This is a genomic window from Calothrix sp. 336/3 (genome assembly GCF_000734895.2).
Classification (GTDB): Bacteria; Cyanobacteriota; Cyanobacteriia; order Cyanobacteriales; family Nostocaceae; genus 336-3.
Window position 1 is genome coordinate 104,245 of record NZ_CP011382.1, and the last position, 15,994, is coordinate 120,238.

10 protein-coding genes are annotated in these 15,994 nt (G+C 40.1%); all 10 read left to right on the plus strand.

Features of this window, described 5'->3' with window-relative positions; all coding sequences use genetic code 11:
- Positions 1-114 precede the first annotated feature (114 nt).
- Positions 115-1,437 carry a calcium-binding protein gene (locus IJ00_RS30060; RefSeq protein WP_052754345.1) on the plus strand — a complete coding sequence of 441 codons (1,323 nt, stop codon included), beginning with the start codon at positions 115-117 and terminating at the stop codon, positions 1,435-1,437.
- Between the two features lie 474 nt (positions 1,438-1,911).
- Positions 1,912-2,733, plus strand: coding sequence for a calcium-binding protein (locus tag IJ00_RS29815; protein ID WP_082127227.1), 822 nt, complete (start codon positions 1,912-1,914; stop codon positions 2,731-2,733).
- 649 nt (positions 2,734-3,382) lie between these two features.
- A complete protein-coding gene (locus tag IJ00_RS00480; RefSeq protein ID WP_082127228.1) occupies positions 3,383-4,132 on the plus strand; it encodes a calcium-binding protein in 750 nt (249 codons plus the stop codon).
- 512 nt (positions 4,133-4,644) lie between these two features.
- Positions 4,645-5,385 carry a calcium-binding protein gene (locus IJ00_RS00485; RefSeq protein ID WP_052754346.1) on the plus strand — a complete coding sequence of 247 codons (741 nt, stop codon included), beginning with the start codon at positions 4,645-4,647 and terminating at the stop codon, positions 5,383-5,385.
- Between the two features lie 793 nt (positions 5,386-6,178).
- A complete protein-coding gene (locus tag IJ00_RS00490; protein WP_035148987.1) occupies positions 6,179-6,949 on the plus strand; it encodes a peptidylprolyl isomerase in 771 nt (256 codons plus the stop codon).
- 102 nt (positions 6,950-7,051) lie between these two features.
- Positions 7,052-9,985, plus strand: coding sequence for a peptidase domain-containing ABC transporter (locus IJ00_RS00495; RefSeq protein ID WP_035148990.1), 2,934 nt, complete (start codon positions 7,052-7,054; stop codon positions 9,983-9,985).
- A gap of 41 nt (positions 9,986-10,026) precedes the next feature.
- On the plus strand, positions 10,027-11,481 hold the full coding sequence (locus tag IJ00_RS00500) for an HlyD family efflux transporter periplasmic adaptor subunit (protein ID WP_035148992.1): 1,455 nt from the start codon (positions 10,027-10,029) through the stop codon (positions 11,479-11,481).
- A 9-nt stretch (positions 11,482-11,490) separates the two neighbouring features.
- Entirely contained in the window at positions 11,491-11,688 is a 198-nt protein-coding gene (locus IJ00_RS00505) for a DUF4177 domain-containing protein (protein ID WP_035148994.1), read from the plus strand.
- Positions 11,689-11,705: 17 nt separating this feature from the next.
- Positions 11,706-12,950, plus strand: coding sequence for a leucine-rich repeat domain-containing protein (locus IJ00_RS00510; protein ID WP_052754347.1), 1,245 nt, complete (start codon positions 11,706-11,708; stop codon positions 12,948-12,950).
- 189 nt (positions 12,951-13,139) lie between these two features.
- A complete protein-coding gene (locus tag IJ00_RS00515; RefSeq protein ID WP_238178404.1) occupies positions 13,140-15,929 on the plus strand; it encodes a CHAT domain-containing protein in 2,790 nt (929 codons plus the stop codon).
- Positions 15,930-15,994: the final 65 nt, after the last annotated feature.

Consider the following 15,994-nt stretch of genomic DNA (forward strand, 5'->3'; position numbering starts at 1 on the left):
AGTTTTACCATGCAGTCTAAGTAACTAATTTTACCTATAGGCTGCCAAGTTTGTGTTTTGGCTACTGCCGGTTGAGATTGTTCTCGTTGAAACCTTACTACACACTTAAAAATCATGCAAATTATTACAGGCAATGGCGATGATACTGTCATCAGACCAACCATAGTCAATGGCACAGTCTTTCGCAGTAATGATGTCATCAGAACCAATGGTGGTAACGATACAATTAACCCCGGACTGGGAAGCGATTACGTGTATGGTGGGGATGGAATCGACCGTCTCATCTTGGATTACTCAGTTGGGGATACGGGCGCTGGGGTTTTTCTATCAGGAAGCAGCGCTCGCCGCAAAGCCTTGTATGAGACTGATTCCGTCCTTTTTTTTAGCATTGAGGAATTAACCGTTACTGGCACCAGCAAAAACGATACCTTTATTCTCTCCACTCCCAACAGCATCATTAATGCTGGGGCAGGTAATGATGAGGTAAGAATCACTCAAACGATCCCAGGAAATATTGGTACTCTCGATGGTGGTAGTGGTTTTGACTTCCTAACACTCAACCTTTCCAAGCAAACAGCGAACATCACTCTTACCAATCTCCAAAATATCAACATTACTGGGGTTGTCAAAGCGACCAATTTTGAGCGATTTTCAATTGAAACAGGCATTGGCAACGATACTATTCTTCAATCTGGCATTGTCAACGGTGCTGTTCTACGGCAAAACGATAAAATCCAAACCGGTGCAGGCAACGACAAAATTAATGCTGGCTTGGGTTTTGACAATGTGTTTGGTGGCACTGGGCTGGATCATCTGATTATCGACTATTCCATTGGTGATACGGGTACGGGAATGCGGTTTAATGGCAGTAACTTCTATGGCACTGCTTTCCGTGACATTACCATCGCCGCCTCCACGGACTTAGATTCCATCGAGTTTACGGGGATCGAGTTGTTTACGGTTACGGGTACTAGTAAGAATGACACCCTCCTTGGTGCCAGTGGCAATGATACTCTCAACGGTGGCGCAGGTAACGACACAATTATCGGGAGAGCAGGGGGTGATGTACTTACTGGTGGAAGTGGTGCAGATACCTTCGGTTATGAATCGCTGACAAACTCTCTACTATCCAATCATGATGTGATTAAAGACTTAGCCATTGGGACTGATTTCATCGACGGTCCCAGAGCAATTTCAGCCGCTCAAATCCGCAAATTCGGGAACGTGAGCGCACTAACAGAAACAGCCATTCGGCAGGTTTTGACTCCTACTAACTTTTTGAGTAACGGTGCTTCCACCTTTAGATTCCGGGACGGGTTAATTGATCGCACCTTCCTAGCAATTAATAACAGCGTGGCTGGATTTTCTGCAAGCACCGACAGCATCATCGAAATAACTGGATTTACGGGCAATTTGAATAACTTGAGCATTGTCTAATGAGTACTCGTACCTTATTTATCCCTAATAAATGGGGTAGGAGGTAATTATTCTTTTGTGATGGTGAGTGTTTCTAAAAGTTGTATCTATCAGGGTTTTTAAGATTCGCGCAGTTTTCCCTGTGGGCGATCGCCTGGTGGAGGGTAGCTCTATCGTCACACTTCCTTCCCCTCAGAAGCACAAATCATCTCCACAACTCCATAATTCCACGGACTGACTAAATCTGTCTTTGAGCGGCTTAAGTAAAATACCTAAGTCCTCAAAGGCATATATAGATAAGGTTTCAGGCTTTAAACTCCAACTATTCCCGAACAAAATGTAAGGATTTGTAAAATATCCTCCGTAAAATTGCACAAAAAGTTCAGATTGGACAGAATAAATATTAGAGCCGTGCATTAAGAAATAAAATTTAGCCAACGGTTCACAACTTACCTAGTTACGTATTCAACTCACATGAATAAGGAGAAATGAATCATGGCTCCTATCAACGGTACTATTTATAGCGACAACAATACCGTAAACGGTTTTCCATTCATCTTCCGTTCGCAAATCAATGGCACCAACTTCGCAGACACCATTGATGGCAAAACTGGGAATGACCTAATTTATGGCAAAGGTGGTAATGACTTAATTTTTGCTGGACCACTCAATCCTGTATTTGCTAGATCGGATAACGATACTGTATACGGTGGTACTGGTAACGATACCATTTACGGTGGTTATGGCAACGACTACCTCTATGGTGAAACTGGTAATGACTACCTCTATGGTGGTGACGGTAGCGATTATCTCAGTGGTGGTAGTGGCAACGACTACCTCTATGGTGGTGACGGTAGCGACTATCTCAGTGGTGGTAGTGGCAACGATTATCTAGATGGCTGGACTGGTAATGACAAGTTGTATGGTGGTGATGGTCATGATACCTTGTTAGGCTGGACTGGCAATGACTATCTCAATGGTGGTTATGGTAATGACGTTCTTAGGGGTGAAGCTGGTAATGACACCTTAGTCGGTGGCTATGGCAAGGATACCCTTTGGGGTGGTGCCGGTGCTGACAAATTCGGCTTTAACTACAAGAACGAAGGTGTCGATATTATCAAAGACTTCCAGTGGAATCAAGGTGATAAAATCCTCATTTCCAAGGTTGGGTTTGGCGCAGTTAATCTAAACCAATTTAAGTACAATGGTTCTAATGGTGCTTTATCATTCAATAATCAGGTATTTGCCATCATTGAAAACAAACCTAATGGCTTCAATGTGAACTTAGATGTGCAACTAGTCAATAGTTTCATTTAATACATAGGTTTATCTATCATCAAGCTTGGTGTAATCTCATGTTTGCTTAATGGGGCTGATTATCCTATTGACTTAAAATATGCGTTCCTATGAAATAGACGCGATCGCGTAGTATGTCGCTTGACGGCTCCACAGATTCCCCTGCTAGGGAAAGGTGTCCTTCGAGTAGCGTGGCGAAGTCATAGGCGGATAGGTTAAAAGATGACTTGGTAACACAGTTTTTCTCCGAGCGCCCGCAGCGCATCTACAGAAAGAAACGGTATAAGCAATCCTAGAGGGGGCAAAACGCTCCTTTTTTTTATGAAAAAATCTTTTTGTGGCTGAAACCCATTGTTTAAGCCAATTTGTAGACTTTGACAAGGTAGTTTTCACCCAAATTTTGTAAAGAATATGTAAAGTATGCCGAAAAGCTGAAATCCCAAGTGGATTACATATTCAGAGCCGAAGAGAAACAAACAAAAGTTCTAAAAAGGCTGACAAATTGCCTATAGGGTTCCTATTTGATTTTGAAAAACTAAGTGTTTTGTTCCCTGTTCCCTGTTCCCTGTTCCCTGTTCCCTGTGTTTGATATTTGACAAGAGATTTTTCAAATCGAATCTGATTCCTATAAATTACGCATTTCACTAACAATAAATAAAGAAATACAACTATGCTTGTTGGTACTATTAATAACAACAACCTCAATGGTAGTAACTTCGCAGATACCATTGGTGCTGACACTGGGGATGACATGATTTACGGTAACGCAGGTGATGACAAAATTGTTGCCGGACCCAAAAATTCTGTCTTTGGCTTCTTAGATAACGATTGGATCTACGCTGGAAGTGGAAATGATACTGTCTATGGTGGCTACGGGAATGATGTTATCTACGGTGGTAGTGATAATGACTATCTCTACGGTGAAGCCGGACATGACTACTTGAATGGTGGAGATGGTGACGATTACCTAGATGGTGGCAATGATAACGACTACCTAGATGGCAGAGATGGAAATGATAAGTTATATGGTGGATATGGTCACGATACATTGTATGGTGGGGCTGGTCATGACTACCTCTACGGCGACTATGGTAATGACTGGCTCCAAGGTGATGCTGGCAATGACACCTTAATTGGTGGTTATGGTGTAGATACCCTCTGGGGTGGTGCCGGTGCAGATAAATTTGGTTTTAACTATAAGAACGCAGGTATCGACATCATTAAAGATTTTCAAGCTAGCCAAGGTGACAAAATCTGCATTTCTAAACCTGGCTTTGGTGCAGTTAGCCTGAATCAGTTTAAGTACAACGCTGCCACTGGGGCGTTATCGTTCAATAACCAGATATTTACCATGATTGAAAATAAACCGGCTGGTTTTAATATCAACTCGGACATTCATCTATCGAATGGTTTTGTGTAAAAGAACAACACAAAATACTAATCTAGTCGTCTGCCACATTATTTTTGCTGGCTTTTAGTCACGGCTTTAGCCCCGATTTGAGTGATAAATCTCTGACTGCGAACCCCTCATAACTCATGTAGTCAAATACTAATATAGATAGTAAAGAAAGGGAGAAAATAGCTCTCTTTTTTTTGCTTATCTAAAGATGTTCCCATGTCATGTTCGGCTGAATATTTTTAATAAAAAAAATCCTCTTTAATCCTTCTATTACAGAGAAAAAGAGAAAAGTTAGCTATAACTATATAGCAATTAAGCTGAAATAATACTATTTCTAGAATATCACTATTAAGGGTACTTTAAAATCTGGATAATTTAATTATCAAAAAACGACAAATTATTCAAATAAATTTGAAAATAATGTCAAAATTGTGCGGAAAATATTCTAGAGTCGATGAAACAAATAAAACAAAGTTTGACACAGACTCAAAACTTACCTAATTACGTATTTAACTCACATCCAAAAGGAAAGCATGGCTAATATCAACGGCAACAACTTAGCGAACAATCTCTATGGAACCAACTTGGGAGATACAATTGATGGCAAACTCGGTAGTGATAAAATATACAGTTTCGGTGGCAATGACGTAATTTATGCTGGACCTATCAGTCCTGTCGCTGGCTTTTTTGATAACGACTGGGTTGATGCTGGTACTGGTAATGATACTGTCTACGGTGGATATGGAAATGACACTATTTACGGTGGTACTGGTAATGACTATCTTGATGGTGAAGCTGGTAATGACAGCCTTTACGGTGGAGATGGCAATGATACCATGTACGGCGGTAGTGGTAACGATCTGATGTATGGGGAAGCTGGTAATGACAGCGTTTATGGTGGAGATGGTAACGATACCATCTATGGTGGCGTTGGTAATGATGCTATCTATGGCGGAGTAGGTAACGACTTCCTCAGTGGTGGATTTGGTAACGACACTGTTGTTGGTGGTGTTGGTAACGATACCCTTTGGGGTGGTGCTGGTGCTGACAAGTTTGTATTTAACAATAAATCTGAGGGTATTGATATTATCCAGGACTTTAAATGGGATCAAAATGATAAGGTTGTCATTTCCAAAGCTGGTTTTGGTATCACTAGCCTGAGTCAGGTTCACTATAGCGGTGGTTACTTGTACACTAGCACTTATGGCGTGTTTGCTCAGGTTGCGGGTAATCCTTCCTTCAGTGTCAACTTGGATGTACAACTAGTCGCATAAAGGTGTTGGCGATCGCCCAGCATTTCATATCATCCACCAAAATCTATCGTTGCAATAGGTCTATCAAACTATAAAGGGGCAAAATGCTCCTTTTTTTTATGCTTGCATCACTTCACCCATAAGGGTACTTGCGAATTTTGACAATGTAGTTTTCAGACAAAAATTGTAAAGTTTTGTAAATTTGCTCAGTAAATTTGCATAAAAGGTTCAAGACGAACTGAAGACATAGTAGAGCCGATGAAAAACAAAGCAAGGTTTGATACTGGTTCACAAAGTTATTTAGTTACGCATTTAACTAACATCCACGAGGAACGAAAAAACATGGCTAGTATTAACCCGAAGAAATGCACTGATAATATTTATGGAAGCCAAATTGCTACTTAATTATTGAGAGAAAGGTTCGAGCCAGAGGCTTCAACTCCGACTGAACCCAAAACTTACCTAATTACGCCAACTCACACCTATCAAGGCGGAACTGACGCATACTCTCTAAACTACCACTTCTTGTAGAAAAAGGTAGGTGGGGAATTTGAGATTTTAGATTTGAGATTGAGGATTTATCACCCGTAGCAGATATGAATATCCTGTAGAGAACTGAAAGAACTTGCAGCCTGTATAAGCTTTTTGACCATTGACAGGGGAATTATGACTCATATATCTAAATATTAACAGAGTACAAAGTTTTATGAAATCCTGGCTAATTTTGGTTCAATACCAAGATAAATACCTAGGGAAAAAAGGAAAATAAAAGTAAATCCGATTTATTTAAAAGCAGAGGGGGGTTGGTGAGATTATGGTTAGTCAATTACAAATCGGTGATCAATTTATCGAAGCACAAGAGTTAGTCACAATTTTGGCTGGTTGTCAGGTATTACCAAATTTGCTGAAGGAGTTGATTGTTGAGAGAGCGATCGCCCCTATTCCCTGTACTAAGGAAGAAGTTACCGCAGCTTGTCAGAAGTTCTTTCAACAACACCAAATTACCAGCGCAGAATCCCATGAAGCATGGTTGCAACGCTATGGAATGAATCATCCCCAGTTTCAAGCAATGGCAACTCGACAGTTACGGATTGCGAAGTTTCAAGAGCAAACCTGGGGACATAAGTTAGAGTCTTATTTTTTACAACGCAAAAAATTCCTAGATCAAGCGGTTTATTCTTTGATTCGGGTTGCAGATGCTGGTATTGCCCAAGAACTATATTTTCGCATTCAAGCAGGAGAACAAAGTTTTGGGGAGTTAGCGAAGGAATATTCTTTGGGAATGGAAGCACACACCTATGGTATCCTTGGTCCTGTAGAGTTAGGTGCTTTACATCCGGCGTTGGCAAAACAGCTACAAGTCAGCAAACCTGGGCAATTATGGCACCCAACAAACTTGGGAGAACATTTTCTGATTATTCGTTTGGAAAAATTACTTCCAGCTCAGTTAGATAAATTCATGCGTCAACGCTTGCTGCGAGAGTTATTTGAAACTTGGTTGAAGGAACAGGTAGAGAAATTAGGAGACGCGGAAAAATCCTGGTTGGTAGCGAAAAGTCAAGGGGTAGTGCAATCAGTCGCCTAATTGAAAAAAAAGAGGGAAAGTATTGTTAATTTGTTTACCCTGTTGCCTATTAACCATGACCTCTACAAATGATATTTTATTTCTATTGACCTAGTTAAAATAATGTTTTCTACCACAGTTGATATTCGGGAATTTTTGGCGGGTTTGTTGCCTTTCCAGCAGCTACCAGAAAAGATTTTAGACCATATTAGTCAACAGTGTCAGTTTTTGAAGTATCGTATGGGGCAGGCGATCGCCACCCGTGAAGCGATGCCAGAATATATCAGTATTATTTATCATGGTCAGGCAAGATTACTAGCTCTAGATATTCGCAATGACAGACCTGAGACTCTCACTTTACTACAACCAGGGGAAATCTGCGGTTGGGTAAGCCATGTACGGGGTGTCGCTTGTGAGACTGTGATCGCTTCTAAGGAGACAGTTTGTGTTAATTTACCCAGCGCTGAGTTCCTAACTTTATTACAAAAACAACCAATTTTTGCCGCATATTTCCAAAATCATCCCTCCTTAATTGAAATTTATGATTTACTGGCAGAAGAACTTAGTCGTCGTGCCGATGGAACAACAGAATTAGGCAAGCTTACAATCACAGCTAGGGAAAATAGTCAAGTATTCATGGCTCCTAGTGGTAAACTTGCCAAGCAGCAACTAGATGGTCAGAAGCTGTGGTTAGTTAGTAGTAATGGTACAGAATTAGCCTTAGGGACATCGGTAGATCTCAACACAACTTTAAAAACAGCCACTCGCTTAGTTGGTATTCCCAAATCTATTTTCCCTACTCCTGCCAACACATCCCTAGCAGTGAATGATACCGGAAATTGGCTGGCAGATGTGCCCTATGCACCGGAAGATGTTGCCCAGGGTAAGGAAAAGGCAAATCAGAAGCAGGAAAAATATCCCTATATTCGCGGACGTGGAGGTATCGAAGGCGCACTAGCTTGTTTTCAGATGCTGAGTCAATATTTCCGGCTGCCTTTCCGCAAGGATATGTTGCGACGGGTATTGACAAAACAACAGACAGAGACGGGGAACGTATCTCTGCAATTCTGTGGAGCAGTGGCAGAATTAGTTGGATTAACCACCCAGATAGTCAAAGTTCCGACTAAAGCCTTGATGCAAATGCCAACACCAGTGATGATTGCTTGGCAAGATAGTTTTGCAATTGTTTACAAAACGAGTCCCCAGGAAATAGTTTTGGCAGCACCGGAAACGGGTTTAATTCGTCGTAAACCTCGCGACTTTGTCGAAACCTGGGGGGAGGAAGGGGAAGTACTAATTCTGCAACCGAATAAGGAAACCCGTCAAGCTCAGTTTAATTTGAGTTGGTTTATACCAGCCCTACGTCGTCACCGTCGGGTATTGATTGAAGTATTAATTGCTTCTTTTGTGATTCAGATTTTCGGTTTAGTGAATCCCCTAGCTACCCAGGTAATTATTGATAAGGTTTTAGTTGGTAATAGTCCCGATACTCTGGAAGTTCTGGGTATATTTTTGCTCGTAGTGGCAGTGGTGGAAGCAGTACTCACTGCGGTGAGAACCCAGTTATTTGTGGATACTACCAACCGTATCGATTTATCCCTAGGTTCGGAAGTAATTAATCACCTGTTGCGTCTTCCCCTGACCTACTTTGACAAGCGTCCTGTGGGAGAATTAGCCACAAGGGTAAATGAGTTGGAAAATATTCGGCAATTTCTCACGGGAACCGCTTTAACCGTGGTAATGGATGCTGTATTTTCCGTCATTTATATTTTCGTGATGGCAATTTACAGTTGGATACTGACAATTGTTGCCTTAATAACAGTACCTTTGTTCGCCTTGCTGAATTGGTTAGTTTCTCCGGTAATGCGCAAACAGTTACAGGAAAAAGCCGAACGCAATGCGGAAACCCATTCCTACCTGGTAGAAATTATGGCAGGGATGCAGACTGTGAAAGCGCAGAATTTGGAATTGCGATCGCGGTGGCAATGGCAGGAACGCTATGCTAAATATATCAGTGCAGGTTTTCAAACGGTTTCTACTCAAACTACTGCCAGTTCTATCAGCAGTTTCTTAAATAAACTTTCCACCCTGTTAGTATTATGGGTAGGAGCCTATTTAGTACTCCAAGGTAAACTCACCCTAGGGCAATTAATCGCCTTTCGGATTATTTCCGGTTATGTTACTAACCCCCTATTACGCTTATTGCAACTATGGCAGAATTTCCAAGAAGTTGCCCTGTCTTTGCAACGGTTGGGTGATATTTTAGATACTCCCCAGGAAACGGATATTGCAGACAAGCAAAATATTCTTATGCCCACCATTGTAGGTTCTGTACGTTACGAAAATATCTCCTTCCGTTTCCGGCAAAATACCCCCCTACAACTGTGTAATATTAATCTGGATTTTCCTGCGGGTTCTTTCATTGGTATTGTGGGGCAGAGTGGTTCCGGGAAAAGTACTCTGTTAAAATTACTACCTCGCCTCTATGAACCCACCTCCGGAAAAATCTTAATTGACGGCTACGATATCAGCAAAGTGGAACTCTATTCCCTGCGGCGGCAAATTGGGGTGGTACAGCAAGATACCCTACTATTTGATGGCACAGTGCGAGAAAATATTTCCCTCGCCTATCCTGATGCCAGTGATGACGAAATCATCGCCGCAGCCAAGGTTGCCTACGCCCACGAGTTTATTATGGCTCTGCCTAACGGTTATAATACACCTGTGGGTGAACGTGGTTCCGGCTTATCGGGAGGACAAAGACAAAGGGTGGCGATCGCCCGTACAGTTCTCCAGAATCCCCAATTACTCATCCTTGACGAAGCTACTAGTGCCTTAGATTACAACGCCGAGGGGCAAGTTTGTCGCAACCTGGCGGAAACCTGCAAAGGAAAAACCGTATTTTTTATTACTCATAGACTTAGTACTATTCGCCATGCTGATATCATTCTGATGATGGATCAGGGCGCAGTTGTGGAGCAAGGAACCCACGCAGAATTAATGGCAATGAAAGGATATTACTACTGTTTGTATCAGCAGCAAGAAGCACAGATTTAGAAACTTAGCATGTATTCTCAATTACCCATTACCTGAATTATATGAACGTTGAATATAAATTTGATCAACCAGTATTATTAAAACAATCTCCTACTTGGTCAAGGGCGATCGCCTGGGGGATAATTGGGATGACAGTATTTACCGTCATTTGGGCATTAGTCTTTAAAATAGATGAAGCGATACCCGCCACTGGTAAGCTAGAACCTAAGGGTTCAGTCACCGATATTCAAGCACCCGTGGGTGGTGTGGTGAAACAAATCCATGTCAAGGAAGGGCAAAATGTCAAAAAAGGTGACTTACTTATTAGCTTAGAACAAACCACCGCCCAAGCTCAACTTTCATCCTTCCAAAAAAATCGTACTTCCTTAATGCAGGAAAACGAATATTATCGAAGTATTTTAAGTGGGAAAAATACGGGTAAATTTCTACCCAATGGTAACTTAAAAGTTTCTGCCGAAATCGTATCTTTAACCCAAAGTCGTGCCGCAATTCTGGCTGAGAATCAAGTCTATCGCGCCCAATTAAATGGTAATACTAATGGTGTCAATTTGACTTCTGACCAAAAATTACGTTTACAGAGTCGGCAAATTGATTTAAAATCCCGTTTAGCAGATATAGAGCTAGAAAAAGCCAAAACTCAAGAACAAATTAGTCAAAATAAATTACAACTGGCTAGCGCTAAAGAAATGCTAGCAATTAATCAGAGAATTATTAAGGCAATGGAACCAGTTGTCAAGGAAGGTGCTTTCCCCAAAACCAGATTTTGGACACAACAACAGGAAGTTTTAAAATATCAGCAAGAAGTTGACAGACTCACCAAAGAGCAACAGCAATTAAGATTAGCCTTAATTCAATCCCGCGAAAAAGAAAATAATACCCAGGCAATATCTAAGGAAGATTTATTTTCTCGAGTCACCACCAACGAAAAACAAATAGCTGAAATTGATAGTCAAATTACCAAGATAATTCTCGAAAATCAGAAAACCATCAACGAAATTGATAGTCAAATTAGCCAAGCACTAACAACCCTGAAATATCAAAAAATTGTCGCCCCTGTCAATGGTACAGTTTTTGAACTCAAACCTAGTACACCCGGTTTTGTTGCCAACTCCAGCGAACCAGTTTTAAAGATTGTTCCTAATCAAAATTTAATCGCCAAGGTTTATATTACCAACCGTGACATCGGTTTTGTTAGGAATGGGCAAGATGTTGATGTCAGAATTGATTCCTTTCCCTTTCAAGAATATGGTGATATTAAAGGGAAAATTATCTCCATCGGTTCCGATGCACTACCCCCCGATCAGATTCATCCTTTCTATCGATTCCCGGTAAAAGTACAACTCAATACTCAAGAATTGGTAGTGGATGATGTGAAATTAAAATTACAGTCAGGGATGTCAATTAATGCCAATGTCAAACTCAGACAACGGACAATTATGAGTATCTTCACTGATTTCTTGGTTCAGAAAACAGAAAGCTTGAAATTCATGCGTTGATATATCATTATGCAAGAATATAAGTTTGTCAGAGTTCCCCTTAATTACGATCAGAAGTCAACTCTCACCAGTCATTTGGAGATATCAGTAAACGAACACGCACAGGAAGGTTGGCGACTTGTTCAAATTCTAGTGGAGAATCCTGCCGCAGTACCATTTGAGTATGTCGTTATATTTGAGCGTCCTAGGGGAGCATCGGTATCATAACTTATTTTTTTGAAAACATGAGACAAATTAAATTATCCCTAGGAATTATTACTTGCTTAAACATATTATTTTGTGCAAATCAAGTAGTTGCCAATCCGGGGAATTCGTCACAAGTAGCAACAAAAAAAGCGCCTCAAGATTTTATCACATGGTGTAAACAGAAAGAGCAATTACCTCAAGCAACTAAAACAACAATTGATACCTTGCTAAAATACGTCAAAGAAGAAGATTGTCAAAAGGCAAATCAAAAGCTGAATCGCTTGACAAAACTGAGTATTAGTGTTGGCAAAATTAGTGATATTAAACCCCTATCACGACTGACAAATTTAACCCATCTGGAATTAAAAATGCTTAAAGTTAGTGATATTCAACCATTATCTAACTTAAGAAAACTAACCTATCTTGACTTGAGCAGTAATCAAATTAAAGATATCAGTCCCTTAGGGAAGTTAAGTCAACTCACTCAGCTTCGTCTCGACAGCAATCAGATTAGCAATATTCAAGCATTATCTGGGTTAAATAATTTGACCCAACTCAGTATTCATAATAATCAAATTCAGAATATATCCAGCTTATCTAAATTAACAAAATTGGATAAACTAAGCCTTGTTGGTAATGAAATTATCGATATAAAGCCACTATCGCAATTAAACAAAATTACTAATTTAAACTTAGGTAGAAATCAAATTAGTGACTTGCAACCACTATCCAGATTAACGAATTTGTCAATCTTGAATCTATTTAATAATAAAGTCGTTAGGCTAGATTCACTATCAAGATTGAGTAAATTAAATTTACTTTCTGTCGAGGGCAACCAAATCACCAACCTGCAACCAATATCTAATTTAAAAGGTTTGACAACTCTTATATTAGATGGCAATCAGATTAAGGATATTAAACCAATTGCGAATTTAAACAACTTGAATACTCTTACCCTTAGCAACAATCAAGTTACTGATATTATAGCATTATCTCGCCTAACTAATTTAACTTATATTGTTCTTAGTAATAATCAAGTCAGTAATCTTCAGCCATTATCTGGATTAAAAAAAATAGATACTCTCTATCTAGAAGCAAATAAAATCAATGATATTAAACCCTTAACAGGATTGGTAAATTTAAAATTGCTCAATTTAAACAGTAATCAAATAGTAGAGATTAAACCTCTCGCAAATTTGAAAAAATTGAATCTTCTTTATCTTCAAGATAATCCAATTAGGGAAAAACTCTGCCCCATCAAACCAGGAGAATGTAGTTTTTGAATTCTGGGCTGAATTACCCAAATATAATCATTATTTAATTGACTAATAGTACTTCATACTTTTGGGAACAATTGGGGATATGCAACTATGCCAAATTTTGCATACCCCCTGACTCGTGAGAAATACGTAAAAATAAGGGCTGAATAGGTCAACTTTCCTGGCGATCGCAGTACTCAATCGTAGTACTAGATGGAAGTCCTTATCTATCTCAATGTCAATTCCCAGACTCAATCCATGCTGTATAAGTTATTCTCCGTAAAATTATTTTCCTTAAAATTGATATCGCAGTGGGCAAAGTCCGGTGTGCGATCATCGCTGCTTGCGTTCATGGTTTTAGGATTGATGATAAATATACCGAAACCAGTTACTGGACAAACCCAACAGCCACTATCAACCCAGCAGTTAGCAGAATTAGCAGAAGTAGAGCGATTGTATAAACAAGGAATACCGTTATATCAACAAGGGAGATACAGCGAAGCGATTCCTTTAGCAAAGAAAGCTTTAGCAATTCGGGAAAAAGTTCTTGGTCGCGAACATCCAGATGTTGCAGCTACTTTGAATCATGTCGCAGAACTTTACCGATTAATGGGGAATTATGACCAAGCCGAACCTTTGTATGTGCGATCGCTTACAATTCGGGAAAAAGTTTTCGGTCGTGAACATCCAGATGTTGCAACTACTCTCAATAATTTGGGTTTACTTTATCAAGCACAGGGAAATTACAGCAAAGCTAGACCTTTATTTGTGCGATCGCTCGAAATTTATGAAAAAGCTTTTGGTCGGGAACATTCCCATGTGGCAACTAGCCTGAATAATTTAGCTCTACTCTATGAATCTCAGGGGAATTACAGCGAAGCTGAGTCACTATACCTGAAATCCCTCGCAATTTTAGAAAAAGTTCTTGGTCGAGAACATGTGCATGTGGCATTTAGTCTGAATAATTTGGCTGTACTTTATCAATTACAAGGGGATTACAGTAAAGCTGAATCTTTGCACCTGCGATCCCTTGGGATTAGGGAAAAAGTTTTCGGTTCAGAGCATCCCGATGTTGCACTTAGTATGAATAATTTGGCTCAAATCTATCAAATCCAGGGGAATTATAGTAAAGCTGAATCTTTCCAACTGCGATCGCTCAAAATTTATGAAAAACTTTTGGGGAAAGAACATCGCGATGTTGCACTTAGTCTGAATAATTTAGCTGGACTTTACTGGCAAACAGGAGATATAAATCGCACCACTGATTTTCTAACTCGTGGACTCACAGTTCAAGAAAAAAATTTGCAATTAATAATGTATGCTGTGGGTTCGGAACAAAGCAAGCAAAAATATGCACACATATTTATGGGAGGTATAGATTTTACGGTCACTTTAGCCCTGCAAAAACCAAATCAAAATCCAACCCTAAGTAAATTAGCTCTAACAACTATTCTCCGTCGCAAAGGAAGGGTTATGGATGCGATGGCTGACACTATACAAACATTACAATCCCAGTTAGCTAATAATTCAGAAACCAAAAAAATATTTGACGAATGGTTAAGTACACAGCAGCAATTAGCCAATCTAGTATACAGAGGAGTGGGCGAACAAAAATTTGAAATATATCAACAACAAATCAAAGAATTAGAAACAAAAAAAGAAGAATTAGAAAACAAAATTAGTCGTAAAAGTGCTAACTTCCGTCAAGAAATTAAACCCGTAGAACTCGCAGACATCCAAACAAAAATTCCCACCGATGCTGCAATGGTGGAAATTATTCAGTACTACCCGCTTAATCCCAAAGCCAAAAAAGAAAGCGAAAAATGGGGACAACCCCGCTATGCTGCTGTGGCTTTACGTTCGACTGGGGAACCAAAATGGGTGGATTTAGGTGATGCTGCTGCCATAGATAAATCCGTCACAAGCTTCCGTCAGCTACTTGCAACCAGTCCCGGAAATAACCGAGGAATCGACGTAACACCCAACCCAGAAGCTCAAAAATCCCAAATATCCAAACTCCAAGAATTGGCTCGCAATTTAGACAAACAGGTTATGCAACCGATTCGTCCATTATTGGGGAATGCTCGTCATATTTTACTATCCCCCGATGGACAGCTAAATCTCATACCCTTTGAAGCTCTCATGGATGAACAAAATAAGTATCTAGTTGAAAATTACGCCTTTTCTTACCTCACAACTGGTCGAGATTTATTACGTTTAGATAATACGCCAAAACAACTGAATAACCCCGTAATTTTTGCTGGCATCGACTACGAAAAACAAGAAAATCTAACCGCTACAGAGACTAAAAATCGTGGTAATAAACGCTCGATAAATTTTGCAAATTTGACCTATGGATTCCTGAAAGGAACTTTAGAAGAAGCCCAAGCTATTCAAAAAATCATTCCTAATGCCCAATTATTGACGGGGAAAAAAGCTACGGAAACTGCTATTAAACAATTACAAACACCGAGTATTTTACACCTAGCAACCCACGGTTTCTTTTTACCAGATAAGGAAGTTAAACCCGTTTCCAATTCAACTAATTCACCCCAAACGGTAAACATCGAAAATCCCCTGTTGCGTTCGGGTTTAGCATTAGCTGGATTCAACGATCGCCGCAATAAACAGGATAATAGCATCGAAGATGGAGTACTCACAGCCCTGGAAGTTGCGGGTTTACATCTCCGGGGAACCCAATTAGCGATTCTTTCCGCTTGTGAAACTGGTTTAGGTAATGTCAAAACCGGGGATGGGGTGTATGGGTTGCGTCGAGCTTTGGTAATTGCGGGGACTCAAAGTCAGTTATTAAGTTTATGGCAGGTTGATGATAAGGGAACCAAAGATTTGATGGTGAAATATTATGAGAAAATCAAAACTGGAAAAGGTAGACACGCTGCTTTACGGGAAACCCAATTGGAGTTTTTAAATAATCCGAATTACCAGCATCCCTTTTATTGGGCAAGTTTTATTCCTTCCGGTAATTGGCACCCGATGCGGTAATTTTTTCGTAGAATGCTGATTTTTGTATACCCCTAGATTCCCCTAGAAGTATGTAGGGGTACCAT

Bases quoted from the DNA above. Each gene is read 5' to 3' on its own strand.
- IJ00_RS00485 (WP_052754346.1), top strand. From the start codon at position 4,645: ATGGCTAATATCAACGGCAACAACTTAGCGAACAATCTCTATGGAACC.
- IJ00_RS00490 (WP_035148987.1), top strand. From the start codon at position 6,179: ATGGTTAGTCAATTACAAATCGGTGATCAATTTATCGAAGCACAAGAG.
- IJ00_RS00480 (WP_082127228.1), top strand. From the start codon at position 3,383: ATGCTTGTTGGTACTATTAATAACAACAACCTCAATGGTAGTAACTTC.
- IJ00_RS00515 (WP_238178404.1), top strand. From the start codon at position 13,140: ATGGAAGTCCTTATCTATCTCAATGTCAATTCCCAGACTCAATCCATG.
- IJ00_RS00510 (WP_052754347.1), top strand. From the start codon at position 11,706: ATGAGACAAATTAAATTATCCCTAGGAATTATTACTTGCTTAAACATA.
- IJ00_RS29815 (WP_082127227.1), top strand. From the start codon at position 1,912: ATGGCTCCTATCAACGGTACTATTTATAGCGACAACAATACCGTAAAC.
- IJ00_RS00500 (WP_035148992.1), top strand. From the start codon at position 10,027: ATGAACGTTGAATATAAATTTGATCAACCAGTATTATTAAAACAATCT.
- IJ00_RS00495 (WP_035148990.1), top strand. From the start codon at position 7,052: ATGTTTTCTACCACAGTTGATATTCGGGAATTTTTGGCGGGTTTGTTG.
- IJ00_RS30060 (WP_052754345.1), top strand. From the start codon at position 115: ATGCAAATTATTACAGGCAATGGCGATGATACTGTCATCAGACCAACC.
- IJ00_RS00505 (WP_035148994.1), top strand. From the start codon at position 11,491: ATGCAAGAATATAAGTTTGTCAGAGTTCCCCTTAATTACGATCAGAAG.